A 26,775-nucleotide genomic window follows, 5' to 3' on the forward strand; every position below is an offset into this window, starting at 1 on the left:
GCTCCCGTCCGGGTAACGGGGCGGGTCCGCGACGCCAAACGTCCGCGGCGGCTGGCGCTGCAGGACTCCGAAGGGCGCTGCAGGACGTGCTCACGGAGGGCATTGCGATGGTGGTCATCCGCCCACCGAGCGGGGCTTCCGGCCCCCCCCCGATCCGGCCGCCATGGAAGCGGCCCTGCGCGGAACCTATCGGCGACAGATCGAACGCCTGGTCTTCCCTGAGGAGATGCCGGTCATCGAAAGGATCGCCGTGGATTGGAGCGGCCGGATCCGGGTCCAGCGCGCGGCGGTGCCGGGCGAGAGCGGTCCCAGGGATGTCCTCACCGCGGACGGCCGGTACCTGGGAACGCATGCCCCCGACGGACTGCGCCTCCCGGCCCCCTTCGGGCCGGACGGACTGCTGGCGTACATCGAGACCGATCCCCTCGGCATCCAGCGCATCCGTGTCATCCGCCTCGCCGGAGATCAGCCGCTGGAGACTCCCGGCACGGAATGACCGAGGACGTTCCCACGGGGACGCGCCTCAACTATCTTCATAGTCGGAACCCCGTCAACTCCCCCCCGCGCAAGGAGAAACAACCGATGCGCCGCTCGCACAGCCATACCGTCCACGCCGTACTCGCCCCGGTTCTTCTGTCGGCCGCAGCCTGCGGTGGAGACGGGGGATCCGCGGCCCGCGGGCTCGACAGTCCCGACGTCACGATCTCTCCCGCGACGGACACGCTCTTCGCCGTCGGCGTACTGGACGGGGCGGAATGGGAAATGTTCGGCCGGGTCGCGGATGTCGCGTTCGACGCGGATGGCACTCTCTTCATCCTCGACAGCGACGCCGGACACGTGGTCGTGATCGATCCCGCGGGAGCATTCGTCCGCACCATCGCCAACAAGGGAGAAGGACCCGGCGAGCTCCGCTTCCCAGCCAGCCTCATCGTGTTTGGCAACGGACGGATCGGTGTGCGCGACATGGGAAACCGGGGCATCGCGCTCTTCGACCGCGAGGGAGAGTTTCTCGAGGACGTCGGGATCGATCCGGAGGGTGCCGTCCCCTCTGGACGACTCCGCGCCCTGCCCGATCACAGCCTCATCGCGCCGGCCCGCCGGATGAGCTTCTCGCCGGAGGGGATCATGGACCGGGAAGAGGGCCGTCCGATCACGCGCTTCCGGCTCGACGGAAGCACGGACCCGTTTCATGAGGCCTGGGCGCCTCCGCCGCGCGAAACCCGAACCGACGAAGCGGAGGCGGGGAACATCCGTATACAGATGGAGGCCGGAGAGGCCTTTCCGCTGCCGCTGGCGCTGGGCGTGCTCAGTGACGGCCGCGTCGCGATCGCCGACTCGGTCGGCTACCGCATCAAGCTGCTCGATGCGGCGGGGGGCCGCCTGTCGACCCTTGAGCGCCCGGTGCCGCCGGTGGCCGTGACGCCCGCGATCGAGGCGGCCGAACGCGAACGTCGTCTCGCAAGCCTCGAGTCCGGTGGAAGCGGTGGAGGCGGCGGCATCATGACCTTGAGCATCACCGCAGCGGCCGGATCGAGCGGCGGTGGGAACCCCATGGATTCGGAGGGTATGCAGGAGGCCTTGCGCCGGATCCGCGAGGATCAGATCCGGGATCTGAGGTTCCCGGAGGAGATGCCGGTGATCACGAATCTTGCCGTGGACTGGAGCGACCGCATCTGGGTGCAGCGCTCCGCCCTCCCCGGCGAGACCGGTACGATCGACATCCTGAGCGCCGACGGGCGGTACTTCGGCTCGCTCCCCACCGACGGCCTGAGAATCCCCAGAGCCTTCGGCCCGGGTGGCCTGCTCGCCTACGTGGAGCGCGACGACCTCGACATCCAGCGCGTCCTGGTGGTCCGGCTCATGGCGGACGAACAACTGGAGGGCGCTCGATAGACATGGGCACGAACGCGCGCGGCGGGCAACCGTGGTCCGGTCTCCACTGTCACAGCCGGTGTCCGGCCGGTCGCCCGCGTCAACCTGGGGAAAACCTCATGCGCAAGATCCCTTGCCGTACGTACCGCACGCGTCATCTCGCCCTGCTCGCCCTCCCGATTGTGGCCATCGGCTGCGGGGGCGACGCCGGACCGGGCGACGCGGGGCTCGACAGCCCCGACGTCTCTCTCGCGCCCAGCGTGGAGGAGGTGTACACCGTCGGCGTGATGGACGGGGCCGCGTGGGAGATGTTCGGCAGCGTGATGGGCGTCGCCTTCGACGAGGACGGCTCGCTCTTCATCCTCGACAATGACGCCGGCCACATCGTCGTCGTCGGCCCGGGCGGCGAGTTCGAGCGGACGATTTCGAACAAAGGCGAGGGGCCCGGAGAACTCAACCAGCCGCTGGGACTCGCCGTGCTCGGTGATCGGCGGATCGCCGTCAACGACATGGGTCGCGGCATAAAGGTCTTCAACCGCGATGGCGAATCGCTCCAGGAGGCCGGGTTCACCTTCGAGACCGGGATGCCCGGTGCCGAGATGCACGCCATGCCGGACCACAGCCTCCTCTCCGCGGGACTCGCCGGCCGATCGCTCACCGCGCTCATGCGAGGGGAGGAAGAAGAGGAGCCCGAAGGCCGGCCCATCGGCCGGTTCCGGCTCGACGGCACACAGGAGGAGTTCCACCTGGCCTGGGCGGGACCGCCCGTGGAAGACGCCGAGACGCAGACCGGAAACATGCGGATCATCATGTCGCGGATGGAGGCGTTTCCCCTTCCCCTGAGCTTCGGCGTGCTTCGGGATGGCCGCGTCGCCCTCGCCGATTCCGTCGGCTACACGGTCAAGATCCTCGATGCCTCGGGGCAGGTGACGGGCACGCTCGAGCGGCCGATCTCGCCCGTCGCGGTCACCGACGAGATCCGGGACTCGGAGCGCGAGCGCCGGCTCGCCGCTGTGGCGGAAGGCGGGAGCGGAGGCGGTGGAGGCACCGTCTTCATGACCCGGACGATTTCGGTCAGCGGAAGCACCGGCTCCGGAAGGCCGAGCGGTCCCGATCCGGAGGCGATGCGCCGCATGAGGGAAGACCGGATCGCGGACATGGTGTTTCCAGATGAGGTGCCGGTCATCTCGAGGCTGGCCGTGGACCGGAGCGACCGCATCTGGGTCGAGCGCTCGGCCCTGCGGGGAGAACCCGGTCCCACGGACATCCTCACCGCGGACGGGCAGTACTTCGGCACCATCGCTCCGGACGGGGTTCGCATCCCGGCCGCGTTCGGGCCGGACGGCCTCCTGGCCTACATCGAGCCCGACGAACTCGGCATCCAGCGCGTCCGCGTCGTCCGCCTCGTCGGCGACCAGCCACTGGAAGCGGCGGAGGGCGGCTGACCGAGCGCCGGGCTAGCGCGACTTCTTCGCCACGAAGAGCGCGAGCAGCAGAGCCACGGTCGGAACCGCGGCCTGGGGCACCGTGCCCGCCCGCACGAGCGTGTAGATCGCGCCGGCCATGATCGGCACCACAACGACCGCCGCCATGAACCGCATCCTGCCGAGCAGGAAGCCGACTCCCGCCAGCGCCTCCACGACGCCGATCAGGTACTGGAACCACGCCGGGTAGCCCCACAGCGCAAACTGGTCGACCATCATCCCGGCGACCTTCATCCCGCCGTTCAGAAGGAAGAGCAGCGCCAGCAGAATCGACGCCACCTTGACGGCCTTGCCTGCGTTTCCGTTGTTCGCCACTGGAGGCTCCTCGCGTTGGAAGTACGTGGTCCGGCCCCGGGCCGATTCCTGAACCTTGGCCGCTCATCCGTCGATGGCCAGACCGCCTCCCTCGTCGCGAGGATCGGCGAGTTTCCGCCCGAAGTGCTGCGCGCGCCACGTCGAGCGTTCGCACCGGAGGAAGCAGACCTCTTCCGACTCCGGGTCGGATGGTTGGTCACCCGGCCGCCGGGCGCCGCGGGAAGAGAGCGAGTCGGTCACCACGTCGGCGGCGGCGAGGCGGAGGCCCAACCAGCTGAAGAGAAGCTCCGGATCCTCCGGCGCCTCCGGCGCGTGGCGGGCCAGCCACTCGTCCCGGAGCGCCTCCCATTCCAGCCACAGGTTCTCCCCCCAGCCATCGCTCGTGGCGGCAATCACGGTGTCGTGGAGCTCTCCCGGCTCGTGCTCCCCGGGTCGCTCGTCCCAGTGCAGGAGGCCGGCCAGGAAACCCGCCATGATCCAGTATCGATGCGCGTCTCCGTCGTCCCGGGCACGCCGCGTTTCATTCAGGACGCCGAGGATCTGCAGGTAGCCCGCGTCCCAGTCGAACGCATCGCCCGCCGTCTCCTCGCCCCCGGTCCCGTCGTCTTCCGACCGCAGTCTCGACTCGACTAGGCTCCGGACCCGGCGCACCGCGTCCAGATCGTCCCTCTCCACCGCATCGGAGATGTCGTCGAACAGTGCCTCCGAGTCCATGCCCGGGAAGTGGGCGGAGAAGGCGATCCCGCCCGCCTCTCCGAGCCGAAACGTCCCCTGCCGCTCGGCGCCGGATTCATGGGGTTCGGCGGCGGGCACGCGCGCCAGCCAGAAGATCGCTTCGTCCAGCGCGGTCAGGAGTTCTCCATAGGCGGACCGCTGCCGCTCGGCGTCCATCGCGGATTCCTCCCCCGCCCGCTACGCCGGAGCCAGCGCGATCACGCGCAGCGGGCTCCCGCTTCCGCCCACGATCTTGAGCGGAGCGGCGATCGCGACGGCGCCCGTCGGGGGCAGCCGGTCGAGGTTGCACAGGCTCGCGAGGCCGAACCTCCCCGCCCCGTGCATGATCCCGTGGTTCGGGAACGGCGGATCGAACCCTCCCGCCTGACCCGCGTCGGTGCCGACCGTCTCCACTCCGACCCCGAGCACCGCGCGGTCGTGGGCCAGCACGGCCGAAGTCTCCTGGTGAAAGCCCGGCGAGTGCGGGCCATCGTCCGACACGTTGAGAAACGCCTCCTTCCCCTCCCTCCGGCTCCACCCGGTGCGCAGGAAGACCCAGGCGCCCTCGGGCACGCGTCCGTGCTCCCCCTCCCACGCCTCGAGCCCGGCGGGCGTGAGCAGGAAGTCCGGATCCGCGTTCACCTCCGCCTCCACGTCGATGACGCACGCCGGCCCAACGAATTTGCGCGGCGGGATCGTGTCCGTCGTCCCGTCGGGCACGTCCTTCCCCGTCACCCAGTGGATCGGGGCGTCGAAGTGCGTCCCGGTGTGCTCGCCGAGCGTGAGGTTGTTCCAGTACCAGGCCGGCCCGTCGTCGTCATACCTCGAGATCTGCTCGATCGTCACTCCCTTCGACGGCGCGAACATCGGAGGAAGATCGATGACGACCGTATCGGGGCCGAGAGGGATCGTGAGGTCCACCACCCGGACGGTGCCCGCGTTCAACTCCTCCACGAGGCGGTTCAGTACGTCCGACATTCGAAATCTCCCTGTGGTTGGTCGACCCGCGGGCGAGGCTGCGGTCCGCGGATCACTTGTCCCCGAAGAACGGCTCCAGCGTCTGCCCCGGATTCGGCTTCGTCATCAGCGAAACCATGATGAAGAGGATGAGGCTCGCACCGACGCCCAGCTCGACGGAATCTATCCCGTAGAGAGGGAAGTAGTGTTCCTGGAACCAGAGCGTCCACACCAGGCAGGCGAGGAAACCCCCGATCATGGAGGCGACTGCGCCCTTCGCCGTCCCCCGTCGCCAGTTGAGGCCGATGACGATGGGGACGAAGAAGAAGGAGGCGATGAACTTCGCCTGCTCGAGGACGATGCCCTGCACATCCCCCAGCTTCTGCAGCGCGAAGAAGAGGGGGATGAGAGAGAGGACGACGATCGCCACCCGGTTCGCGTTCACGAGGTGCTTCTGGCTCGCGTCGGGCCGGATGAACTTCCCGTAGAGGTCGTGGGCGACGCCCGCACCGGTGACGAGGAGGATCGAGTTCACGGTCGACATGATCGCCGACAGCATGGCGACGAGCAGCAGCGCGCCGACCACGGGCGGCAGGACGTGCAGCGCCATGGTGGCGGTGGCCTGATCCTGTGAGGGAAGGTTCGGGAACAGCACCCGCATGAGCATGCCGATGGACATGATGCTCGTAGCGATCACGACCTGGAAGCCGATCGCCACGAAGATCGCCTTCCGCACCGTGCGCTCGTCCCGCATCGAGTAGAAGCGGGTGAGTTCGTACGGCGCCGCCGCGATGGAGAGTCCGAACGCGATCGCGAAGGCAAGGAGTTCACGCGGCGAGTAGTACCAGCCCACAAGACGGTCGTCGAGCGTGTCGAGGAAGTCGAGCGACCGCTCGACCGCCGCCACCGGACTGCCGCCGCCCACCTGGTTGAGGAGGACGGGAACCGCGACGATCAGCGCCGCGACCATGATCAGCGTCTGCAGGAAATCGATGTAGGAACTGGACCGGACGCCGCCGAGAAGCGTGTAGAGCGCGGTCGAGGCGACGATGATGAGCATCGCCGTGAGCGGACGGATCCCGAACACGACCTCCGCAATCTCGCCGCCCGCCTGGAACTGGGCCACGAGATAGATCGTGTAGGCGACGACGATGAGGATGCCCGCGAGGGCGCCGGCCTTCGGGCTGCCGTAGCGGGCGGAGATGTAGTCGGGGACGGTGAGCGCGCCGAGCCGCCGCAGTTTCGGGGCGACGAAGAAGGCGCAGACGAGCCACCCCGTCCACAGGCCGAGCCACGGGAAGACCCAGGAGACGCCGGCCAGATAGTGGCGGCCCGCGGTGCCGACGAAGGTGCCGGCGGAGATCTGCGTGGCCGCAAGGACGGCGCCGCCGACGATGGGGCCGATCGAGCGGCCGGCGGCGAGGAAGTCGACCTCGGTCTCGGTCCGGAAGTAGCTCCAGATCGCGATGCCCATGATGATGGCCACGTAGACGCCGAGGACGACGAAGAAGACGTCGCTCATGTCCGCGCACCGGGTGGTTCGGCGCCGTCGGGTTCCTCGGTCTCCGCGCGCGCGGAGGGCGCAGAGGGTGAGGCGCCGCGCCGGGAGCGCGGTGCGACGACCTCGGCCCAGCGGCGGTCCAGTTCGTCGTCGGCGCTGATAGTCTTCCGGAAGAGAAGGACCATGGTGATGCCGAGGGCGAAGAAGCCCGCCGCGATCAGGAGGATCGCCACCGGTGTCATGGGGCGGCCCTCCCGCCCTCGCGGCGGACCCGCGCGTTCCGCCACGTCCAGATCGCGCCGGCCAGCAGGAGTGCGAGGACGGCGAAGTCGGCGATGCGCGCGAACGAGAGCGCACCCCCGCGGGATAGCCGGAGCATCCCCGGCACGCTCGACAGCGTGGCCGTCACGACATCATCGCCGGCCCGGACGAAGCGCGGCAGGCTGGTCGACAGATCCAGCGCATCGAGCACGTCGGGATCCCCTTCCAGCCGGATCAGCCACGGCGCCGTGACGTCCTGTACCACGGTCTCCTCGGCCTCCCGGCCGGCCACGAAAAAGGGGACCCGGTCCAGCCGCCCGCGCACCGTGTTCCGGACGGTGTAGGACACGACGACCGGCGCGTCGGAGGCGACATCGATGCGGTACGCCCCGTCGACCGGGGTCAGCGCGGCATCGGCGACGGGCAGCGGCGCGCCGCCCCTTTCCATCTCCGCCAGCGACAGCGTCTGGTGCTCGATCCGGATGGCGAAGGCCCGAACCGCGCCGTCCTCCGGCTGGAGACTCTGTCGAACGTGGGCCGCGCCATCGGCGTCCAGCCGGACGAACACCGTGTCCGTCGTCTGCGCCTGCACCGGCGCCGCGACGGACAGGCCGGCCAGCGCCGCCAACAGCGCCGGTGCCCCCGGCGCGGACGCACGCCCCGGCTCTCGCCTCGCGCGTCGCACGGCCGTCAGCCCGCCGGTGCCGAAGCCGTCAACTGCGCCAGCACGCGTCGCACCGCCCGGGCCGCCTCGTGGAACCCGTTCGCCACGTGGTTCGCCTCGCGACGCACTTCGTTCACGAGGAAGGGCAGCATGTCGGCGCCGGCTTCCGCGAGGCCCGGCAACTCGGCCACCCGGGCCAGCCGCGGGATCGGTGTCCTGGGCAACGCCGGGTCGTGGTCGAACGGCCCTCCCTCCGCGTAGCCGATCGGCACCAGGATCCGCGACAACTCGAGGAACAACTCGTTCACGGCTCCGACCGCCGCCGCATCCGGCAGACTCCGCCCGAGCACGGCGTACAGGTCGTTCAGCGCGGCTCCCAGCGCTTCGAGTTCGGCACGGAGCGCGCCGAGGTCGAGCAGGCCCCCGGCCGCCTCCACGTAACCGTCGATGAATCCCGCGAGTTCCGAGACGGTCTCGCGGAAGTCGTACGGCAGGATGCGCGAGTTGAGCACCCGCGCGATCGAGGCGACGTAGACGCCCAGGTCGCGCTCGAGGTTCTCCCGTTCGGCGACGGCCATGACGTCGTCCTCGGTGTGCCACGCGATGTTGCCTCCGCAGCCGCCCGTGGCGTAGAAGCCGAGCGCCGCGCGCTCGTCCGCCGGGATGTTCGAGAGCAGCATGTAGAACGAGGTGAGCCCGATCTGGTTGAAGGAATAGTCGCCGGCCCGCAGCGGCCGCAGCCGTTTCGCGGTCTTCCCCGTGACGTCCGCGATCGCACGCGCGCAGAGCGGCCCCGCCTCCGCCATCCACATCACGTCGTCGTACTCCGTCGCATGCCAGCAGCCCGGCGAGTCGATGTTGATCGCGCCCACGCAACGCCGGCGGAGTTCCAGCGCGTGCGTGTCGGCATACCAGGTGGAGCCGCCGTAGCGCCCGGTGGAGTGCGCCGGCCACCAGGCGATCCGTAGCGAGCGCTGCAGCCGCCCCGCCTCTGCATGGAAGATCCGGGCGAGTTCCAGCAGCGTCGCATCGCCGACCGCGTTGTCGCCGATCCCTACATCCCACGAGTCGTAGTGTCCGTGCACGAGCATGAACTTCTCCGACGCGCCGGCGATGTGCGCGACGGGCAGCTTGCACGGGTACCAGCCTTCCTCCAGTCGAACTTCCAGCCGGACGGACTCGCCCACCGCCTCCTTCAGTCGCTCTCCGTCGGGGTTGTTGACCGCGACCACGGGTGTCCGGGGCTTCGTGGCAAGGTTCGCGGTCGTCGGTGTGCCCCAGATCGACGTGCAGATCCCCCAGTGGATGTTCCCTCCCGGGTTGATGAAGACCTGCCCCGCCGCCCCCGCCGCCTCGAAGGCGGAAACCATGCCCGGCATCGCGAATCCCTCGCTGAGCACGATCTTGCCGGCCATGTCCGGCAGGTCGTCGCCGAGCCGCCTCGCGAACAGGTCTCGCTGCCCCGTCGCCGCCGCGGCCGGAACGAAGACGAGTTCTCCTTCGAGCCCGCCCTCCGCCGTCGGCACCGCGAAGGACGGCGGTTTGGCCCGTATCGACCCGCCGTTCCACTCCACCGAGGACTCGCGGGGCAGCGAGAGGTAGAGATCGGGCTCGTGCATCTCGAACGGCACGCCCATCCGGCTCAGTTCGGCGGCGATGTACTCGGCCGCGACGTGTTCGTCGTCGCTCCCGGACTCGCGCACGAGCGTCGAGAAGCGTTCGAGGAGGGACCACCCGGCATCGAAGGAAACGGCGCGCAGGAGGTCGGGTTCAAGGGCGTCGGGGCCCGTGGCGAGCCCCGCCGGAATCATATTGTTCAATGGTCGCTAGCTCCGGGGAAGGACGGTGAGGGTGGCCTCGATGGCGTGAGGCTCCACCGTGGTGAGTGTGGCAATGACGCGGTAGACGCCGGCCGGCAGCCCGGCTTCGATCCTCCCGGTCCAGCGCAGCGAGGCGCCGGGTTCGAGCGTCTCGCGTCCCAGCACCTGGGCGAAGAACCTGCCCTCCGCCCAGTGCCAGACGACGGCCCCATCCTCCGAGATCACCTCGAAGTCGTAGCGCTGGCCGTCGGGGAAATCGAGGATGAGCGTGGCCGGTCCGTCGTTCGTGCCCGTCAGTTCGAGGACGACGGGCGTGGCGGCCTCCGGCGACGCTTCGCCGGTCGACAGCGACAGTCGCAACTCCCGGCCGGACTCCCCTGCCGCGGGTCCCTCCGCCGATCCGGAAGCGCACGCGAAGGCCGCCAGCGCGAGCGGCAATACCGCTGGAGCCACCGCGCGCACCGACGCGTTCACGCGGGGGCTCACACGAGCAACTCGTAGTGGTCGGTACCGTCGAGCGCCCAGCCCAGCTCTTCGTACAGTCTCTTGGCGGGCGCGTTGTGGGTCTCGGTCTCCAGGATGAGGCCCTTGGCGCCGGTCTCGATCGCGAGTGCCCGCGCGCGGTCCATGAGGGCGCGCGCGACCCCGGACCGACGGGCGTCCGGCGCGACGAAGAGGTCGTTGAGGATCCAGAGCCGTCTCAGCGATACGGAGGAGAAGGACGGGAAGAGTTGCACGAACCCCAGGGGCCATCCGTCCTCGGTCTCCGCCACGAAGACGCGCGATTCGCCGGCTCCGAGACGTGCGGCCAGGAACCGGCGGGCCCCCTCCGGATCCGCCGACTGGCGGTAGAACTGCCGGTACCCGTCGAACAGGGGCGCGAGGCGGTCGACATCTTCGAGACCCGCTTCCCTGACGACCACGGTCACTTCGGACACGGCGGACGCGAAGTCCGGGTCGGGCGCGCCGTCAGTCGGCGACGCTCACCCCCTCGTACGTGTGGATCCCGTCCGCGTTCGCCACCGTCATGCGCGGCGGGGTATCGCGGAAGGGCATCCAGGCGCAGCCATGGTCCCCGTCCTTGTTGATCGCGACGAACTTCTCAGACGGGATGAACTCCGGATTCACGTTCCGGTACTTGTGGCGGATCATCGCCACGGCGTCCTCGCAGGCCTCCTGCGGCGTGCGCCCCGCGCCCATCCGCGAGACGATGAAATACCCCGCGCACGACTTGATCACGTCCTCGCCCCGTCCGGTCACCGCGGCGGCGCCGATGTCGTTGTCCACGTACAGGCCCGCGCCGATGATCGGCGAGTCGCCCACGCGGCCGGGAACCTTCCAGGCGAGTCCGCTCGTCGTCGTGATGCCCGAGACGTTCCCCTGCGCGTCGACCGCGAGCACGTTCGTCGTTCCGTAGCGGTGGATGAGGGCCTCGGCCAGCACGTAGTCGCGGTCGGGGCCGTCCCGGCCGGGCAGGTCGAGCAGTTCGGCCCACTCCTCGGCCTCGCGCCTCACGGCGTCCTCGCCGGATCCGGCGCGGGAGAGTCCGCCGCCGTCGGAGCCGCCGTCGGAGCCGCCGCGCGGGCGCCGCAGGTGGTCCGGGGGACCCCAATCGTCCGTGTCGGACAGACCCTCGCGCCAGCGGAGCCAGATCTCCCGCGACTTCGGCGTCATCAGATCCTGAACCTCGAAGCCGAAGCCGATCGCAAATTCCTGCGCGTACTTGCCGACGAGCATCACGTGATCCGTGCGCTCCATCACGAGCCTGGCCACCGAGGCGGGAGTGCGGATGCCCTCGATCCCGGCGACCGAGCCAGCGTTGTAGGTGGCTCCGTCCATCACGGACGCGTCGAGCTGCACGACGCCGTCGGCGTTGGGCAGGCCGCCCCAGCCGACGCTCGTCCCGTCCGGGTCGAGTTCGATGATGTTCGCGCCGCGCTCGACGGCGTCCATCGCCGCGCCGCCGCCCGACAGGATCTGCCACGCCGCGGTGGCGGCCCGGCGTCCCGTGTCGTTCGTATGGCTCGTGATCATCATCGGCGTCATCGCTCGCCCGCTCGACGCCAGCGCCGGCCGTCCCTCGCGGACCGAAGCGCGCGCGGGCACGGCACCTGCAACCGCCGCCGCGGCACCCAGGCTCAATCCCCGACCGATGAAACCACGACGATTCATCTCCGACATCTCGACCCCCGTAGGCTGGTGTGAGTCTTCCTGGCACTCAAACTGTCGCGACAGCGGTGCCTCCCGCCAGCGTTCGAGCGGGTGCCCGGCACACGTCCGCGCCGAGGGAGCGGAGGCTCTCGTCTACGGGTCGTCGCCGACACGGGAGAGCGGCTCCCCGTCGAGTCCCGCGCCGGGGCCGGCCGGGACGCCCAGGTGGTCGTGTCCGGGGATGGCGAGCACGCCCCTCCGCCCCAGCGCGATCGAGCAGACCAGCGGCAGCAGCAGGGCGGCCGGGACCTCGCGTGACCGCGCCCGCATTCGAGTCGTCATGAGGTCGGCCATGGGAACGAAGGGTCAATAACTGGCGGCAGACCCGCAAGCGTCGAAGATTGGATGCCATGAACAGAATCGCACCGGTCGTCCTCACCGTACTGCTCGCCGGGTGCTCCACGGCCCCCGTCTCCTTCCAGGGCGTCGCGCCGTCCGAGCTGGAAACGGCCTACCAATGCGCGGTCGCGCAGCTGAACCTGATGGATTATACGATCGAGGACGGCAACCTCGAGGCCGGGTTCGTGCGCGGTCGCCGGCAGACTTCCGGCGTCGTACAGGAACTCATCACCGGGGCCGCCCATCACGACGTGCTCACGGCGAGCGTGTTCGACAATCCCGCGACGGGCAACACGCACATCAGGGTCGTCGCCTCGAGGGTCGCGGACCACGACATCGGCCTGATCGCCGGGCTCGACGACGACGAGGAGCAGGGCCAGAACCAGCTCGGCCCCTCCGACTCCGGCAAGGCGGACGCGCAGCGTCTGCTCACCAACTGCGGCGTGGTCGCGTCGACCGGAGGATCGGCGCCTCGGTGATCCGCTTCGCCGTACGCACAACCCTCTTCGTCTGCCTCTCCCTACCGGCCACGCCGCCGGCCCGCGCCCAGTCCGAGTTAACCCTTCGGCTGGCGCCCGAGGCGAGCTGGCTCTCGGCGGAACACTCCAAGCGTGTGACGGCGGGCGGCGGGTCGAGCGAGAGCGCCACGACGGCCTCGGGTCCGACGTTCGCGGTCAACCCTTCTCTAGGGCTCCGCACACACGTCCTCGGCGGCGTGCTCGCGGGGGTGGAGTTCGAGGGGGTTCTCGCCAATCGGGGGATGATCGAGGGCACGATCGAGCCCACGCCGAACGGCGAACCACACGACGTGTGGCCCGGCGAGTGGGACCTCCGCGACCGGTTCGGAGTCGGCGTCAACCTGCTCCTCGGCCTCGGTTCCGCAGACCGATCGACACAGGGCTATGTGTTCGGCGGGATCCGTCGGATGTGGAGCGAATTCGCGACGAGCGGCGTCAACCCGGCAGACGGCGAACGCGGAGAGCGGCGAGAGCAACGCAGCCGACGCCCGGCGACGGTCGGCGTCGGGTTGCTGCTCGACCGCGGCTGGAGCGTAGATGTGCGCATCGGCTACTCGCGTTCCCTCACGGAGTGGACGGTAGAGATACCCGGCGTCCTCCTCGACTACGGGTACTCCGCCAGCGCCGTCACGCTCTCCGTCGGGGTGGCCCCGCCCCACTGACCCGGCCCGCGTCCCGCCTCACCGAACTTCGACATCCCGATCAGTCTTTCAGGAGGTCCAGCGCGACTTCTCTCGCCTGATCCATGGTCTCGACGACATGCTCCGCGGGCAGCCTGGCGAGGATGTCGAGCGTGAGCAGCGTCTTCTCGACGGAGCCGGACACCGCCATCACGATGACGTGCGTGCGGCTCTTTGCGGCGACATCCAGGAGTTGCCGAATGAGCATGGCGGCGCTGTCGTCCAGGTACGTGGCGTCGGAGAAGTCGAAGATGACGATTTCGTGGTCCTTGATATCCTTCCCGATCACGTTCACCAGCTTGTGGGACGACGCGACGGTGAACGCCCCGCGGAGCGCGACGAGGCCTACGCGCGCCGAATAGTCGTCCATCGTGGCCGTATCCTCGACACCCTCGAAGAACACCCGGTCCAGCAGCGGCACCGAGAGCACGTTGTCGAGTTCGAGGCTCTCGATCTGCCGCGCGTGCGCCATGCCCGCGACGATGAGCCCGATGGCCACGGCCGTCACGAGGTCGACGAACACCGTGAGGGCGAGCGTCAGCACCAGCACGAAGAGGTGGTCGCGCCGAATGCGGTGAAGGTGGGCCAGGAGGGGCCAGTCGATGATGTCCCACCCGACCTTGATCAGGATGCCGGCGAGCACGGCATGGGGGATCGGTTCCAGGAACCGGCCCAGGCCCAGCAGGACGCCCAGCAGCAGGATCGCACGGAGGGCGCCGGACATCCGCGTGAGACCGCCGGCGCGGATGTTGACGACCGTCCCCATCGTGGCCCCCGCCCCGGGCAATCCCCCGAACAGGCCCGCAATCGTGTTGCCGAGGCCCTGGCCGACGAGTTCGCGGTTCGAGTCGTGCTGCGTACCGGTCAGCGAATCCGCCACGAGCGACGTGAGCAGGCTGTCGACGGAGCCGAGGAGGGCGAGAACGAGCGCCGGATGGAAGGCGCGGGCGAGGAAGCTGGCGGAGGGCAGACTCAGCTGCAGTTCCGGCAGACCGGCGGGGATCGCGCCGATGATCGGCGCGTCGGTCAGCCAGAACACGCCCAGCGCGGTTCCCGCGATCAGGGCGACGAGAGGACCGGGGAGCAGCCGGGAAAGCCGCTGCGGCCAGAAGATGCTCACCGCGAGTGTCGCCGCGCCGATGGCGAACGCACTGCCGTTCAGGTTCGCCAGCGCTTCCGGGACCGCCCGCACCGCGGCCATGGGGCCGCCCTCCGCCGCGGGCGCGCCGAGGAAGGGCAGGATCTGGATCAGCATGACGATGACGCCGATCCCCGACATGAACCCGGAGATCACGGCGTAAGGCGTGTACACGACGAACCGGCCCGTCCTCAACAGGCCCAGCGCGATCTGCAGAAGCCCGGCCAGCACGACCACCGTGAAAGCTTCGCCCAGCGTCGAAGCGTGCGTCGTGACGATGACCGACATGGCGACGGTCATGGCCGGCGTGGGACCCGATATCTGGAACCGGTTGCCGCCGAATACGGAGGCGAAGAAGCCGACCGCGATCGCGCCGTACAGGCCAGCCTCGGCTCCGAGGCCCGAGGCCACGCCGAAGGCCAGCGAGACCGGGAGCGCGATGACGGCCGACGTGACGCCGCCGAAAACGTCGCCGCGGAAGGTCTTCAGATCGTAGTTCACTGACTGAGCCGTTCCGGCATCCTCACCTCCCTCCTCGGTGCCCTACTCTGGACGGCGCTGCGTCCCCCGGCAACTCTTGGAGGATGAGCACGCCGCGCGAACGCTGGGGGAGCCCGCTGGGCTTCATCCTCGCCACCACCGGGTTTTCGGTGGGGCTCGGCAACATCTGGAGGTTCCCCTACCTAGCGGGCGAGAACGGGGGAGGCGCGTTCCTCCTCATCTACATCCTGCTTGCGGTCCTGATCGGAATCCCGCTCTTCACCGCCGAGATCAGCCTCGGGCGGAGGGCGCAGGCGACGCCGCTGGCCGGGATGCGAAAGCTCGCGGGACCAAGCCCCTTCCGCGCGATCGGCTGGCTCGGCGCGGGCGCCGCATTCCTCATCATGTCCTACTACCAACTCATCATGGGCTGGATCGCCGCCTATTTCGTCCGCGCGTTCCGTGGAGGCTACGATGCCGGAAGCGTGCAGGCCGCGGCGGAGTCGTTCGCGGCCTTCACCGCGCGCCCCGGGGAGGTTCTCGCATACACGATTCCCGTAATGCTGTTGGCGGGACTCATCATCACCCGCGGGTTGCGGCGGGGGATCGAGCGCGCGGCACGACTCCTGATTCCCATCCTCTTCTTCTTCCTCATCGGACTCGGAATAGTCTCGCTCCAGTTGGACGGGGCGTGGGAGGGCGTTCGCTGGTATCTGGCGCCCGACTTCTCGGCCATCGGTCCCGAGACGTGGCTCGCGGCGCTCGGGCAGGCCTTCTATTCCATCGGGGTCGGGATGATGGGGGCCTTCGTGTTCGGGAGCTTTCTGCATCCGCGCCGGAGCGACGTCCCCGGGAGCGCCGCCTCCATCGTGGCCTGCGACACGCTCGCCGCCGTCCTTGCCGGGTTCGTCATGTTCCCCGCCCTCTTCGCCTTCGGCATGGAGCCCGACCAGGGCGCGGGCCTCCTCTTCATCACGATGGCGGGGCTCTTCGGCCGTTTGCCGGCGGGCGAGGTGGCCGCCGCGTTCTTCTTCTTCTTCGTGTTCATTGCGGGACTCACGTCGTGCCTCGCGCTGCTCGAAGCTCTCACGGCGAGCGCCATGGACTCGCTGGGCTGGAGCCGCCGGCGATCGCTCTGGGTCGTGCTCGGCGTCACCATCCTCGCGGGGGTCCCGCTCGCGCTCGGCGGCGGGCCATGGGCCGCGGTACAGGTTGGAGGCCGCGGGCTGTTCGAACTCGCCGACTACGTATCGGGGAACATCTTCCTCACGGTGAGCGGGCTCACGATCTCCCTCTACGTCGCGACCGTCTGGGGGTTCGAACGCTTCCGCACGGAAACGAACGCCGGCGCGGGCCGCTTCCGCGTGACGGCGGCCTGGGGCCCGGTCATGCGCTTCCTCGTCCCGGTCGCCGTGGGTCTCGTCGTCCTCGCGGGACTCGGCCTTCTGAGCTAGCGGCAAACCTCCAGCTGCGTGCGGGCGGCGATCGCGAGACCGCTCGATCAGGGCTGGAGGCGGGTGACCTCCCAATGGTCGTCGGCTTCGCGGCCCCCGTCGAGGCTCCGGGCGCGCGGCGTGTATTCGAGGCGGTCGTGCAGCCGGTTGGCGCGGCCCTGCCAGAACTCGAAGCGATCCGGAACCAGGCGATAACCGCCCCAGAAGTCGGGGAGCGGGACATCCCTCCCCCTGAAACGGGACTCCGCCTCCACCACCTGGGCTTCGAGCGCCGCGCGATCGGCGATCGGCCGGCTCTGCGCCGACGCCCACGCGCCGATCCGGCTCCCGCGGTCGCGCGTCGCGAAGTACGCCGTCGAGTCTTCCGCGGAGAGACGCTCGACACGTCCTTCAACGCGTACCTGCCGCTCGAGCACCGACCAGTGGAAGCAGAGCGACGCCCGCGGATTGTCGTCCAGTTCCGCGGCTTTGCGGCTGCCGAAGTTGGTGAAGAAACGGAAGCCGGCGGGGCCGACTCCCTTCAGGAGGACCATCCGCACCGAAGGCCGGCCGTCAGCGGTCGCCGTGGCGAGCGCCATCGATTCAGGCAGGAGCAATCCCGAGGCCTCGGCATCCCGGAACCAGTCGCTGAACAAATCATAGGGGTCCTCCGCCGCCTCGAGTACCGGTAGGCCGTGCGTCACGCCCTTGGTGAGCGTGCGGATCGCCCGCAGGTGGGCGCGAAGATCGTCGAGTTTGCTCATTCCGAACACACGCCTCCGCCGTCGTAGCGCGGAATGCTCCGGAGCCAATTCTGAAATCCGGCGTTGGGCGGAGAACACAGGCCGGTGAGGATCCAGTTGAACGTGGTGAGTCGCAAATTCACGAGTTCCTGCGGAAGCGGCCCGCGCAGATCCGCATTGGTAAAAAGGTACAGGTGCCGGAGCGCGGAAAGCCTTCCAAGCTCGGAAGGCACGGACCCGGAGAGTTCGTTTACCTGAAGTCCGAGAAACTCAACGGACGAAAGGTTGCCCAACTCGGGCGGAATCGGACCCGTAAATGCATTACAGCACAGGGACAACCGGGCCAGCCTGCCCAGTCTCCCCAGACTGGGCGGGATCGGCCCGGACAGCTGATTCATGTGGAGCTTCAGGTCGCGGAGATTGGAAAGGTCTCCGACTCCCGAAGGAATGGCGCCGGTGATTCGATTACCGGCGAGCGAGAGAACTTCAAGACCCGAGAGGTTGACCAGACCCGGTGGAATAGTGCCGCTCAGGTCATTCTGCTCAATGTCGAGAACGGTGAGGCTGCGCAGGCTTGCGAGCTCAGCCGGAATCGGTCCCGTCAAGCTGTTGAAGGCGAGGTTCAGCACCTCGAGATGGCCCAGTTGGACGAGTTCGGGCGGAATCTGCCCGGTGAGCCGGTTCCGACCCGCGAACAGATCGTTGGAGAGGTCCAGTACTTTCAGCTGGGTGAGACCGGACAGCTCGACCGGGATCGGGCCCGCGAGCGCATTCACGGCGAGGCTGAGTTCTTCAAGCTCCGTGAACTCCGCCAGATATGCCGGAATGTCACCGGTCAACTGGTTGTATGACAGGTTGAGACGCCGAAGATTCGTGAGGTGCGCAAACTCCTGCGGCAAGCGGCCCTCAAGCCCGACGCCTGGGAGCTCCAGTCCGGTTACCCGGCCCTCCGCGTCGGTCGTCACTCCGTGCCATTGGCCGGTCGGCGCGTCCGTCAGCCAGTTGTCGCTCATCGTCCAGCGCGGGCCGCCGGTCGCGTTGTAGAGCGTCACCAAGGCAAACCTTTCGGACACGTTCACTACGATCCGCGCGGTCGCGTTGAGGCCGGTTCCGGACGCCTGCACGGATATCACTACCGATCCCGGTGCCACCGCGGTCACCAGGCCAGCGGTGCTTACCGTAGCCACCGACTCGTTATGCGAGAGCCACGAGAAGTCCACGCCGGCGACCGGGTTTTCGTTCGCGTCCAGAGCCTGTGCGGTCAGTTGAAGCGTTTCCAGCGCGTCAATCGCGGCCTGATCGGGCGACACCGTCAGCGCGGTGACCGTCTGGGAAACAGTGATGGCCGCGCCTCCAGAGGCGCCGCCGCCCTGGACGGTGGCCGTGACGTTCGTGGCTCCGTTGCCTACCGCCGTAACCAGCCCGGCGGGATCGACCGTCACGATTCCGCCGTCGCTGCTCGCCCAGTTCACACCGACGCCGGACATGACCGTGCCGGTCTGATCGCGAACGGTCGCCGTCAGTTGTACGGTCTGTCCCAATGCGGCCAAGACCGCGGACGAGGGGGTGATGGCGAGTGTGGTGGGTACGGGCGCGCCCGGCGGTGCGGTTCCGGGGTCGCCATCTCCGCACCCCAGAACCAGCAGCGGAGCGACGAGCAGGACCCGACAACGGCGAGGATGCGGCGCTCGCGGCCCGGGTTGTGTGCGGAGTCGAAAAGGTGCCATCGCTCATCCAGCCCCGTATCGTCGACCACCATGGGCGACGCGCCCCAGGATGCGCCCGCCGGTTCCCGGCCGCAACGAATCCGGACACCCCGGAGGCCCGAGGCGTCAGGTGAAGCGCGCGGGATCGAAGGGCGCGAGATCGATGTCCGAGCGACCGTCGAGCACGAGTTGCGCGAGCGCGTGGCCGGTCGAGGGGGCCAGCGTGACGCCGAGCATCTGGTGTCCCGTGGCGACGCACACGTTGGGGAGACCGGGCAGCCAGCCAACGGCGGGGAGGCCGTCCGGCGTCACGGGCCGCATGCCCACCCAGTCGACGCGCTCCGCTCCCTCCAGCGCCCCGGGCAGGTAACGCCGCGCGGCCCGCTCAAGGATCGCTATGCGGCGGCGGTCAAGGCGCAGGTTGACGCCGGAGAACTCCATCGTGCCGATCGTGCGCACCGCCCCGCGAAACGGGGTGAAGCCGATTCTCGCGGGAGTCACGTGCAGGGGCTGCGAGAGCCGGACCCGCGCGTTCCTGACGGTGATGCTGTAGCCCTTCCCCGCCTCCACGGGAAGCTTCCGCCCGAGCGTCGCCGCAAGGGCAGCGGTCTCGGCCCCGGCGGCAAGCACGAAAGCATCCGCGCCCACCCTCGCCGGTTCCCCGTTCGCTGCGGCGTCGTTCCCCGCCGTCGACGTGAGCGCCATCTGGACGCGGCCGTGCGCGGGCGTGAAGCCGACGACACGCTCTCCGGTCCTGATTTCGACGCCGCGTGCCTCCAGGCTCGCCGCAATCTCGGCGCACAGGGACTCGGGGCGCACATGCGTGTCCCCGCGCACCCGCAGGCCGATCAGGCTGCCACCGAGATCCGGCTCCGCCTCCGCGAGGGCCTCGCGGTCGAGAACGTCCACCGGCCCCACCCGGTCCTCTCCCAGCCGTGCCAGCAACTCCTCGGTCTGTCGGAGTTCGCTCTCATCGTCGTAGGCAAGGATGGTCCCGCTCGCCGCGCGCTCGAATGCCATGCCCTCGTTCGCGAGACCGCGGTAGAGCCGGTTCGTCGCCGCGTTGAGCGCCGCCAGCGCGGCGACCCCCGCCCGGTAGTTCTCGGCGTTGCAGTGACGGCGGAAGGCCCACAGCCAGCCCATGAGCCTGGGCATGGCCGACGGCTTGATGTAGAGGGGGCTGTCGGAGCGGAGCATCCAGCAGAGCGAGGTCAGCGTCAGCCCGGGGGCCGGGAGGGGGCGGGAGATCGAGGGACATACCCAACCGCCGTTTCCTCTTGAACACCCGCCGCCGATCTCGTCTCGTTCCACGAGCACGACCTCGGCTCCACGACGCTCGAGATAGTGCGCGACGCACAACCCGATGACGCCACCGCCGATGACCGCGACTCTCACCCGGCGGCTCTCCCGCGGGCAGCGTTTCCGTCGCGGCCCGCTTCGCGGGGCCGCATGTCGATCACCCCGCCCCGCCGGTCCATCTCGAAGTCGCAGCAGTCCATGAGCTGTCGCCTAAGCATCGCTCGCGCCCGCTGCACCCGCGATTTCATGCCGGAGACGCTCAGTCCCAGCCGCTGCGCCGCCTCGACCTGGCTCAATCCCCGGAAGTACGTCAGCAGCAGCGCCTCGGCGTACTTCGGCGGCAGGTCGAGCGCGAACGGCAGCAGACAGGCCTCCAGATCCCGGCGCAGCGCTTCATGGTCGCTGCCGTTCAGGCCCGGATCCGGCGCCTGGGCTTCGGCACCCAGCTGCTCCAGGGTCCGCCGTTCGACAGACCGGCGCCGGTGATGGTCGGCGATCACGTTGGCCGCGACCCGGTAGGTCCACGCGAGCGGATCCCGCGCCTCGGCGAGACTGTCCTGACGTTGCAGCAGCCGCAGGAAGATGTCGCCGGTCACGTCATCGGCCCACGCCGATTCGACGCGCCCGCTCACGTAGCGCCGCATGCGTCGTTGAAACTCGGACCATGCCGGCATGGCCCGCGCCGAGCGATCAGGCACAGCAGGTCTCGGACTCGTCGAGACACGCGGCCGCCGACGGCGCGGTCGCGGACGGTGCGATCAGCTTCTCGCCGTCCGGCGTATCGTCGGTGACGCGGTACCACTCCCAACGCAGACCCTGCGGCTCGTCGGACCAGACCTTCGTCTGGGTCGCGTGACAGCACACCGTCTCTTCTTCCACCTCGCTGAGGATTCCGGCGGCCTCCAGCCGGTGGCCGGCCTCGCGGACCCGCGCGTCGTCGAACACTTCCACGCCCAGGTGGTTCACGCGTTCCGCCGCGTCCGGGTTCTCGAACAGCACGAGTTTCAGAGGCGGCTCGTCGATGGCGAAGTTGGCGTAGCCCGCGCGGCGCTTGTGGGGCGCCGCGTTGAAGAGCTTGCGGTAGTAGTCCACCGCTTCGTCGATGTCCCTCACGTTCAGGGCAAGTTGTAGTCGCATGGATCCTTCTCTCCGGTTTCGTGGCTCGTCGTTCCTCCACTTCTTCTTCTCATCCTGTTAGACGAACGAGACGGCGAAAGGACGCAACGAGTCGAAGTCTCGCCTCAACCGGCCGCCGCCGCCAGCCGCTATCGCCGGCCCCAGCACCGTTGCCTGCACGGACCCCGGCGGCCCACGTTTCGTGCCCAGTCGAGACCGTTCGCCGCAACGGTCCCTCGTGTGAATCCGCGACCAGGAAGAAGCATGCGTACTCGACGAACTCCGTTTGCCCTCGCATGGCTCGCCGGAACGCTCGTCACGCCGCTGGCGGGGCAGGATCCCGCCGTGGATGCCGCGGTAGACCGCGTGATCGACCGGATCGTCGACATGCGCCATCGGATCCACCAGTTCCCCGAACTCGGCAACCGCGAGTTCGAGACCGCCGCGATGGTGGCGGCGCACCTTCGGGAACTGGGGTTCGACGAAGTCACCGAGGGCGTCGCGCACACCGGCGTGATCGGGATCCTCAAGGGCGGATTGCCCGGCGATGTCGTCGCCGTGCGGGCGGACATGGACGCGCTCCCCGTCACCGAGAACACGGGGTATTCCTTCGCCTCCACGGTCCGCACCGAGTACGGCGGACAGGAAGTCGGCGTGTCGCACGCGTGCGGCCACGACGTGCACACCGCCGTGCAACTCGGCGTGGCCTCGGTCCTCGCCGCGATGCGCGACCAGATCCCGGGCACGATCAAGTTCATCTTCCAGCCGGCGGAGGAAGGACCGCCTCCGGGCGAGGAGGGCGGCGCGGATCTCATGGTTCGCGAAGGCGCGCTGGAAGGCGTCGTGCCCTCCGCCATCTTCGGACTCCACACCTTCTCCTCGATGGACGTCGGGACGCTCGGCTACACGCCCGGCCCCGCCTTCGCGGCGGTCGACCACTTCAAGATCCGGATCATCGGGCAACAGGCGCACGGCGCGCAGCCGCACAGCGGCATCGACCCGGTCGTGATGGCGTCGCAGGCGGTGACGGCCTTCCAGACCATCCGCTCGCGGAACCTGTCGCCCCTCGAACCCAGCGTGATCACGGTCGGCGTGATGAGGGGCGGCGAGCGCTTCAACATCATCCCGCAGGAGATGTGGCTCGAAGGCACGGTCCGCACGTACAACCCCGATGTCCGGGACGCGGTCGAACGGCGGATGGATGAGATCCTCGAGGGCATCACCCGCGCGGGCGGCGGGAGCTACGTGCTCGACTACGACCGCGGCACGCCGGCCACGATCAACGACCGCGGTCTCACCGCCGAGATGGCGCCGACGCTGGCGAAGATCGTGGGCGAGGCGAACGTGCACGTCATCGATCCCACGATGGGCGGCGAGGACTTCGCCTACTTCGCGAACGAGGTGCCGGGCTTCTACTACCGGCTCGGCTCGGTGAACCCCGAACTCGGCTCGGGCGGCCACCACACGCCGGACTTCCGCGCCGACGACGCCTCGATTTCAATCGGGATGCGCGCGATGTCGAACCTGCTCCTCGACTACCTGAAGTCGCGACGCCCGTCCACCGACTGACCGTCGGAGCCGCGGGAGCCGCGGCCAGGGGCTACGGCTCTACGAACACGTCGCGCCACGCGAGGCGCGTCGCAAGTTCGAGTTCCACGCCCTCGTCCACGCCCCGCGGCCGCAGGAGGACCGGTTCGCCGAGAGGGACGCCGCAGATCGCGAATCGGCCTCGCTCGTCGGACGCCCCGCCGGCGTATTCCGACTGCTCGGACACCGAGGCGGTCCGCGCCGCGCCCTGAAGCCGGCGCACCCGCCACACGACCTCGATCTCGATATCCGGCACCGGGAGCCCGGTGTCCGCATCGCGTGCGATCCCGACCACGGCACCCGTACTCCCCCGGGGCGACGAACGGGGACAGATGCGCGCGAAGAGGGCGTCGGCGGACGGCGTCCACAGCTCGAGGGGCTCGCTGACCCGGTCGTCGACCACGACGCGGATCTCGTTCATCCGCACGCCGGCGGCACGCAGTCTCGGATGGTCCACGCCCAGCGCGTATGCGCCGTCCGGGAGCCCGCCCACCTGGAACCGGCCGGCGTGATCGGTGACGGCGCTGAACGGGGCGTCGGCCGCATTGGGCCGGGGCACGAACGCTGCCGCGTCATCCCAGTCCCGAAGCACGACGTCCGCGCCGCCGAGCGGCTCGCCGCTCGCGCTGTCTCCGAGGACGCCCGCCACGACGCCTTCTCCCACCTCGAACGAGACGCCTCCGACGAACGCGTCGGACACCGTTCCGCCGGTCTGCCGGTACGCCACGAGCACGGCCCGCCGACGAGTCGAGAGGCCCGCGGTCCCGATGCGCCGGGAGTAGCCCCCGACCGGGAAGCGCAGCCACCAGTCGCGGACGTAGAAGGGGCCTTCCGGCAGACGGTCGAAAGTGAGGTCCGCGCCGACGAGTTGACGCCGCGCACCCTGCGGCAGGGGGACGTTGCGGTACCGGATCTGCACGCGACGGAGTTCCGCGCTCTCCTCGTCGAGCCAGAGCGTACCCTCGATATCGATGACGTCCCGATCATCCCTCGGGCGAAACGTGACGCCGAGCATCGGTTCGTCATCCACCTCATCGCGGCGGAGCCCGAAGCAGTGCGTGTTCCTGAACTCCCGGGACAGCAGCACGTTCGCGTCCGGCGCGTAGAAGACCGAGGAATCCGGGTCCACGAGCGCGTAGCCCGACGTCGTCAGCCGGCGCGCCGGCAGGCTCCGAAACGGCGGCAGACGCACATGTCGGCGGACGCGGCTCTCGGACTCCAGCGTCGAGAGATATTCGGGATCCAGCGTGCGCTCGTATTCCGTGACCGTGAACGTCACCTCGCCCCGGTCTTCGGCCCACACCGCAGTCTCGAGCGCCTTGCGAGCCTCTTCCCAGACGGTGGCGAGCGCCGCTCCCTCGCTCGGATCGTCGAGGCAGGCCGCGGTGACTTCGACGCGGAGGTCCACGAGCCGCACCGGTCGCGGCGGGACTTCGACAGTGACCGTCAGCGTCTGCCCCGCCGTCACTTCGTAGGCCTCGGTGACCCAGTTCGCGTATCCGATGCGCTGCACGCGGATGCGGTACTGCCCAGGGCCGGGCGCCGTCAGCGAAAAGAGGCCGTCCGCAGCCGTGAAATCGGCCTGCCCGGCCTCGCCGGCCGCGTCCAGAAGGCTGACGAAACCGCCCGAAATGAGCGGTCCGCCCTCGGCTTCGCGTACCGTGCCGTTGATCCGCTGGGCGGCAGCGGGCGAAGCGACCGCCGGGGCGATGATGGCCATCGCGAGCAGTAGCAGCCTCATGCCAAAATGTCGCGAGGCGCCGCCATCGGCGCCAATCCGGACCGCCGGAGGCCGGCGGTCAATCGGCGAGGCGCAGCGCGATCAGCGTGTTCGGCGCCTGGATGACGACGTGCTGACGTCCCTCGTGCATGTACGTCATCATCCCGTACCGCGGCAGCGCCGGCAGCTCCACCTGTCCGAGCCGCTCGCCCGTCGCCTTGTCCACGGCGAAGAGGTAGGAGGTCCCGTCACTTCCCTCCCCCGTGTACATGAGCAGGGTGCTCGTGACGATCTGCGCGGCTTGCCGTCCCGTGCCCGTGTTCGGGATGTCCATGCCCTGGAGCGCGTCATGCTCGAGCACGCTGTTCGGCGTGTCTCCCACCGGAATCCACCACAGGTGCTCGCCCGTGTTCATGTCGATCGCCGTGATCCGGCTGTACGGGGGCTTGAAGAGCGGCAGCCCCTGCACCCGCCGAACCCCCGCGAACCCGCCGACCGCGAACTTCGTGATCGTCGTCCCCGTCTGCGCGGGCTCCCGGGCGTCACGCTCCTCGCCCGGCACCATGATCCGCGACCCGCACCCCTTCTGCGACGTCACGTAGAGGATGCCCGTCTCCGGATCCGCCGCCGGCGTCCCGTCGATGTTCGTGCCGCCCACGTCTCCCGGACACCACATCGACGCCATCTTGCCGAGATCGTTGTCCCGGTGCAGCGGCGGCGTGAACAGCGGCCCGATCACATAGTCGTCGAGCGCCTCGATCGCGGCTTCCCGCAGTTCCGGCGTGAAGTCGATCAGGTCGTCGTGCGTCAGCCCCTGCATGTCGTACGGCGCCGGCCAGGTCGGGAACGGCTGCGTCGGCGAGAGCGCCTCGCCCGGCATGAGACCCTCCGGCACCGGCCGCTCCTCGATGGGCCAGATCGGCTCGCCCGTCTCCCGGTTGAACGTGTACGCGAAGGCCTGCTTCGTGACCTGCACGACCGCTGGGATGTCCTTGCCATCGACGGTCACGTCCATCAGCACGGGGATCTGCGGCGTGTCGTAATTCCATATGTCGTGGTGCACGAGCTGATAGTGCCAAACCCGTTCTCCCGTCTGCACATCGAGCGCGATCAAGCTTGTGGAGAACAGGTTGTCTCCCGGCCGGAAGCCCCCCCAGAAGTCCATCGTGGCCCCGTTGGTAGGGATGTAGACGATGCCCCGCTCCTCGTCCGCCGAGAGCGGCGCCCACGACGAGATGTCGCCCGTCCATTCCCAGGCGTCGTTTTCCCAGGTCTCGTGTCCGAACTCGCCCGGGCCGGGGAGGACGTTGAACTTCCACATGAAGTCGCCCGTGCGGGCGTCGTAGCCGAGGATGTCGCCCGGCACGTTCTCGCGCCGTGACTGGTTGTAGCCCTGCTCGGCGGAGTTCCCGACCACGATCACGCCGTTGACGACGATCGGGGGGGACGAACTCGTGATGTAGCCGGTCTCGAGCGGGATGCCGTGGTACGGGTCGAACTCGTGCCCCAGCCCCGCGAGCAGGTCGACGACCCCCGACTCGGGGAAGCCCGGGACGCTGACGGGCCCGCCGAAGCCCTCCACATGCTCGCCCGTGTCGGCCCACAGCGCGTGCAGGAAGAAGGCCGGACTCACCATGTAGACGACCGCGCGACCGTCGATCTCCCCGTACGCGACGCCCTTCCCGTGGTTCTTCCGCATCGAGTATTCCCAGCGGAAGGTTTCGGGCTCGACGTACTCCCAGATCTTCTCCCCGGTGCCCGCGTCGATCGCGTACGTGTGCCGCTTCTCGCCCGCCACGGAGATCAGCATCCCGTCGACGTAGATCGGCGTGGCGCGCGCGTTAACGGCCGGGTAGTCCGACCCGTCCCAGACCCACGCGATCTCGAGATCCCCGAAGTTCTCCGCGTCGATCTGGTCGAGGGACGAGTAGCGCTGGCCCATGTCGTTGCCCGCGATGTTCCTCCACTCGGCGCCGTCGGCCGCGCCCCCGCCACCTTCGGCGCAGCCCGCGGCGGCGACGCCGAACGCGAGCAGGACGGAGATGCGGCGCCACATGGATGGCGGCGCATGGGATGTAGAGCGCACTCTGCTCATCGAGACCTCTTGAACGGGGGAGATGATCGACGCGGCCGCCGACGGGCGGCGGCTGGCGGGCGCTGAACATGAGCCGCCCCCAATTCGGTGGTCAAGCTCCGATCCCCTCCTGCGACGCTGCG

The 26,775-nt window shown here is 69.1% G+C and carries 26 protein-coding genes; 7 read left to right on the forward strand and 19 right to left on the reverse strand.

Annotation, left to right across the window (positions count from 1 at the left end; genetic code table 11):
• Nucleotides 1-163 precede the first annotated feature (163 nt).
• From RN729_RS09305 to RN729_RS09315, 3 genes are all read left to right on the forward strand, one after another.
• Entirely contained in the window at nucleotides 164-496 is a 333-nt protein-coding gene (locus RN729_RS09305; RefSeq protein ID WP_310784012.1) for a hypothetical protein, read from the forward strand.
• Between the two features lie 86 nt (nucleotides 497-582).
• Complete coding sequence (locus RN729_RS09310; RefSeq protein ID WP_310784015.1) at nucleotides 583-1,893, forward strand: 6-bladed beta-propeller; 1,311 nt, start codon at nucleotides 583-585, stop codon at nucleotides 1,891-1,893.
• 98 nt (nucleotides 1,894-1,991) lie between these two features.
• The gene (locus tag RN729_RS09315; RefSeq protein WP_310784018.1) at nucleotides 1,992-3,317 is read left to right on the forward strand and encodes a hypothetical protein; all 1,326 of its coding nucleotides are present in this window, start codon (nucleotides 1,992-1,994) and stop codon (nucleotides 3,315-3,317) included.
• A gap of 12 nt (nucleotides 3,318-3,329) precedes the next feature.
• On the opposite strand, the gene RN729_RS09320 is transcribed toward RN729_RS09315, so the two are convergent.
• The 11 genes from RN729_RS09320 to RN729_RS09370 all read right to left on the reverse strand — a co-directional run bounded on the left by RN729_RS09320 (nucleotide 3,330) and on the right by RN729_RS09370 (nucleotide 12,081).
• The gene (locus RN729_RS09320; protein ID WP_310784021.1) at nucleotides 3,330-3,671 is read right to left on the reverse strand and encodes a DoxX family protein; all 342 of its coding nucleotides are present in this window, start codon (nucleotides 3,669-3,671) and stop codon (nucleotides 3,330-3,332) included.
• 63 nt (nucleotides 3,672-3,734) lie between these two features.
• Nucleotides 3,735-4,562 (reverse strand): hypothetical protein, encoded by an 828-nt coding sequence (locus RN729_RS09325; protein ID WP_310784023.1) that lies wholly within the window; start codon nucleotides 4,560-4,562, stop codon nucleotides 3,735-3,737.
• Between the two features lie 21 nt (nucleotides 4,563-4,583).
• Nucleotides 4,584-5,363: a cyclase family protein gene (locus tag RN729_RS09330; protein WP_310784026.1), complete on the reverse strand. Its 780-nt coding sequence runs from the start codon at nucleotides 5,361-5,363 to the stop codon at nucleotides 4,584-4,586.
• Between the two features lie 52 nt (nucleotides 5,364-5,415).
• Complete coding sequence (locus tag RN729_RS09335) at nucleotides 5,416-6,864, reverse strand: sodium/solute symporter (protein WP_310784029.1); 1,449 nt, start codon at nucleotides 6,862-6,864, stop codon at nucleotides 5,416-5,418.
• Complete coding sequence (locus tag RN729_RS09340; RefSeq protein WP_310784033.1) at nucleotides 6,861-7,085, reverse strand: hypothetical protein; 225 nt, start codon at nucleotides 7,083-7,085, stop codon at nucleotides 6,861-6,863. Before RN729_RS09340 ends, RN729_RS09335 begins: the two co-directional genes overlap by 4 nt.
• Nucleotides 7,082-7,789, reverse strand: coding sequence for a hypothetical protein (locus RN729_RS09345; RefSeq protein WP_310784036.1), 708 nt, complete (start codon nucleotides 7,787-7,789; stop codon nucleotides 7,082-7,084). The genes RN729_RS09340 and RN729_RS09345 overlap by 4 nt, the downstream gene beginning before the upstream one ends.
• A 5-nt stretch (nucleotides 7,790-7,794) precedes the next feature.
• The gene (locus RN729_RS09350) at nucleotides 7,795-9,579 is read right to left on the reverse strand and encodes a M28 family peptidase (protein WP_310784221.1); all 1,785 of its coding nucleotides are present in this window, start codon (nucleotides 9,577-9,579) and stop codon (nucleotides 7,795-7,797) included.
• 15 nt (nucleotides 9,580-9,594) lie between these two features.
• Complete coding sequence (locus tag RN729_RS09355; protein ID WP_310784039.1) at nucleotides 9,595-10,041, reverse strand: BsuPI-related putative proteinase inhibitor; 447 nt, start codon at nucleotides 10,039-10,041, stop codon at nucleotides 9,595-9,597.
• A gap of 29 nt (nucleotides 10,042-10,070) precedes the next feature.
• Complete coding sequence (locus tag RN729_RS09360) at nucleotides 10,071-10,526, reverse strand: GNAT family N-acetyltransferase (protein WP_310784042.1); 456 nt, start codon at nucleotides 10,524-10,526, stop codon at nucleotides 10,071-10,073.
• Nucleotides 10,527-10,557: 31 nt separating this feature from the next.
• The gene (locus RN729_RS09365) at nucleotides 10,558-11,760 is read right to left on the reverse strand and encodes a N(4)-(beta-N-acetylglucosaminyl)-L-asparaginase (protein WP_310784044.1); all 1,203 of its coding nucleotides are present in this window, start codon (nucleotides 11,758-11,760) and stop codon (nucleotides 10,558-10,560) included.
• A 132-nt stretch (nucleotides 11,761-11,892) separates the two neighbouring features.
• Nucleotides 11,893-12,081: a hypothetical protein gene (locus RN729_RS09370; RefSeq protein WP_310784046.1), complete on the reverse strand. Its 189-nt coding sequence runs from the start codon at nucleotides 12,079-12,081 to the stop codon at nucleotides 11,893-11,895.
• Nucleotides 12,082-12,149: 68 nt separating this feature from the next.
• Between RN729_RS09370 and RN729_RS09375 the strand changes: the two genes are divergently transcribed.
• The gene (locus RN729_RS09375; RefSeq protein WP_310784048.1) at nucleotides 12,150-12,617 is read left to right on the forward strand and encodes a hypothetical protein; all 468 of its coding nucleotides are present in this window, start codon (nucleotides 12,150-12,152) and stop codon (nucleotides 12,615-12,617) included.
• Nucleotides 12,614-13,318 carry a hypothetical protein gene (locus RN729_RS09380; RefSeq protein WP_310784050.1) on the forward strand — a complete coding sequence of 235 codons (705 nt, stop codon included), beginning with the start codon at nucleotides 12,614-12,616 and terminating at the stop codon, nucleotides 13,316-13,318. Before RN729_RS09375 ends, RN729_RS09380 begins: the two co-directional genes overlap by 4 nt.
• A gap of 40 nt (nucleotides 13,319-13,358) precedes the next feature.
• On the opposite strand, the gene RN729_RS09385 is transcribed toward RN729_RS09380, so the two are convergent.
• Entirely contained in the window at nucleotides 13,359-14,975 is a 1,617-nt protein-coding gene (locus RN729_RS09385; RefSeq protein WP_310784053.1) for a SulP family inorganic anion transporter, read from the reverse strand.
• A gap of 83 nt (nucleotides 14,976-15,058) precedes the next feature.
• Between RN729_RS09385 and RN729_RS09390 the strand changes: the two genes are divergently transcribed.
• The gene (locus tag RN729_RS09390; protein ID WP_310784055.1) at nucleotides 15,059-16,408 is read left to right on the forward strand and encodes a sodium-dependent transporter; all 1,350 of its coding nucleotides are present in this window, start codon (nucleotides 15,059-15,061) and stop codon (nucleotides 16,406-16,408) included.
• A 47-nt stretch (nucleotides 16,409-16,455) separates the two neighbouring features.
• On the opposite strand, the gene pdxH is transcribed toward RN729_RS09390, so the two are convergent.
• From pdxH to RN729_RS09415, 5 genes are all read right to left on the reverse strand, one after another.
• A complete protein-coding gene (gene pdxH, locus RN729_RS09395) occupies nucleotides 16,456-17,151 on the reverse strand; it encodes a pyridoxamine 5'-phosphate oxidase (RefSeq protein ID WP_310784057.1) in 696 nt (231 codons plus the stop codon).
• A complete protein-coding gene (locus RN729_RS09400) occupies nucleotides 17,148-18,857 on the reverse strand; it encodes an Ig-like domain-containing protein (protein WP_310784059.1) in 1,710 nt (569 codons plus the stop codon). Before RN729_RS09400 ends, pdxH begins: the two co-directional genes overlap by 4 nt.
• A 105-nt stretch (nucleotides 18,858-18,962) precedes the next feature.
• Complete coding sequence (locus RN729_RS09405) at nucleotides 18,963-20,231, reverse strand: FAD-dependent oxidoreductase (protein WP_310784062.1); 1,269 nt, start codon at nucleotides 20,229-20,231, stop codon at nucleotides 18,963-18,965.
• Nucleotides 20,228-20,833, reverse strand: a complete 606-nt coding sequence (locus tag RN729_RS09410; protein WP_310784065.1) for a sigma-70 family RNA polymerase sigma factor — start codon at nucleotides 20,831-20,833, stop codon at nucleotides 20,228-20,230. Before RN729_RS09410 ends, RN729_RS09405 begins: the two co-directional genes overlap by 4 nt.
• Entirely contained in the window at nucleotides 20,826-21,272 is a 447-nt protein-coding gene (locus tag RN729_RS09415) for an ArsI/CadI family heavy metal resistance metalloenzyme (RefSeq protein ID WP_310784068.1), read from the reverse strand. The genes RN729_RS09410 and RN729_RS09415 overlap by 8 nt, the downstream gene beginning before the upstream one ends.
• Before the next feature lie 243 nt (nucleotides 21,273-21,515).
• Between RN729_RS09415 and RN729_RS09420 the strand changes: the two genes are divergently transcribed.
• Entirely contained in the window at nucleotides 21,516-22,820 is a 1,305-nt protein-coding gene (locus RN729_RS09420; protein ID WP_310784070.1) for an amidohydrolase, read from the forward strand.
• Between the two features lie 31 nt (nucleotides 22,821-22,851).
• Here the strand turns inward: RN729_RS09420 and RN729_RS09425 are convergent, their stop codons facing one another.
• A complete protein-coding gene (locus RN729_RS09425; protein ID WP_310784073.1) occupies nucleotides 22,852-24,579 on the reverse strand; it encodes a carboxypeptidase-like regulatory domain-containing protein in 1,728 nt (575 codons plus the stop codon).
• A 58-nt stretch (nucleotides 24,580-24,637) separates the two neighbouring features.
• Nucleotides 24,638-26,653: a hypothetical protein gene (locus RN729_RS09430; RefSeq protein ID WP_310784076.1), complete on the reverse strand. Its 2,016-nt coding sequence runs from the start codon at nucleotides 26,651-26,653 to the stop codon at nucleotides 24,638-24,640.
• Nucleotides 26,654-26,775: the final 122 nt, after the last annotated feature.

Source organism: Candidatus Palauibacter polyketidifaciens (assembly GCF_947581785.1).
GTDB lineage: Bacteria > Gemmatimonadota > Gemmatimonadetes > Palauibacterales > Palauibacteraceae > Palauibacter > Palauibacter polyketidifaciens.

Coding starts and splice junctions, on each gene's coding strand:
- RN729_RS09305 (WP_310784012.1), top strand. CDS start 164: ATGGAAGCGGCCCTGCGCGGAACCTATCGGCGACAGATCGAACGCCTG.
- RN729_RS09310 (WP_310784015.1), top strand. CDS start 583: ATGCGCCGCTCGCACAGCCATACCGTCCACGCCGTACTCGCCCCGGTT.
- RN729_RS09315 (WP_310784018.1), top strand. CDS start 1,992: ATGCGCAAGATCCCTTGCCGTACGTACCGCACGCGTCATCTCGCCCTG.
- RN729_RS09325 (WP_310784023.1), bottom strand. CDS start 4,562: ATGGACGCCGAGCGGCAGCGGTCCGCCTATGGAGAACTCCTGACCGCG.
- RN729_RS09330 (WP_310784026.1), bottom strand. CDS start 5,363: ATGTCGGACGTACTGAACCGCCTCGTGGAGGAGTTGAACGCGGGCACC.
- RN729_RS09335 (WP_310784029.1), bottom strand. CDS start 6,864: ATGAGCGACGTCTTCTTCGTCGTCCTCGGCGTCTACGTGGCCATCATC.
- RN729_RS09340 (WP_310784033.1), bottom strand. CDS start 7,085: ATGACACCGGTGGCGATCCTCCTGATCGCGGCGGGCTTCTTCGCCCTC.
- RN729_RS09350 (WP_310784221.1), bottom strand. CDS start 9,579: ATGATTCCGGCGGGGCTCGCCACGGGCCCCGACGCCCTTGAACCCGAC.
- RN729_RS09365 (WP_310784044.1), bottom strand. CDS start 11,760: ATGAATCGTCGTGGTTTCATCGGTCGGGGATTGAGCCTGGGTGCCGCG.
- RN729_RS09370 (WP_310784046.1), bottom strand. CDS start 12,081: ATGACGACTCGAATGCGGGCGCGGTCACGCGAGGTCCCGGCCGCCCTG.
- RN729_RS09375 (WP_310784048.1), top strand. CDS start 12,150: ATGAACAGAATCGCACCGGTCGTCCTCACCGTACTGCTCGCCGGGTGC.
- RN729_RS09390 (WP_310784055.1), top strand. CDS start 15,059: ATGAGCACGCCGCGCGAACGCTGGGGGAGCCCGCTGGGCTTCATCCTC.
- pdxH (WP_310784057.1), bottom strand. CDS start 17,151: ATGAGCAAACTCGACGATCTTCGCGCCCACCTGCGGGCGATCCGCACG.
- RN729_RS09400 (WP_310784059.1), bottom strand. CDS start 18,857: ATGGCACCTTTTCGACTCCGCACACAACCCGGGCCGCGAGCGCCGCAT.
- RN729_RS09415 (WP_310784068.1), bottom strand. CDS start 21,272: ATGCGACTACAACTTGCCCTGAACGTGAGGGACATCGACGAAGCGGTG.
- RN729_RS09420 (WP_310784070.1), top strand. CDS start 21,516: ATGCGTACTCGACGAACTCCGTTTGCCCTCGCATGGCTCGCCGGAACG.
- RN729_RS09425 (WP_310784073.1), bottom strand. CDS start 24,579: ATGAGGCTGCTACTGCTCGCGATGGCCATCATCGCCCCGGCGGTCGCT.
- RN729_RS09430 (WP_310784076.1), bottom strand. CDS start 26,653: ATGAGCAGAGTGCGCTCTACATCCCATGCGCCGCCATCCATGTGGCGC.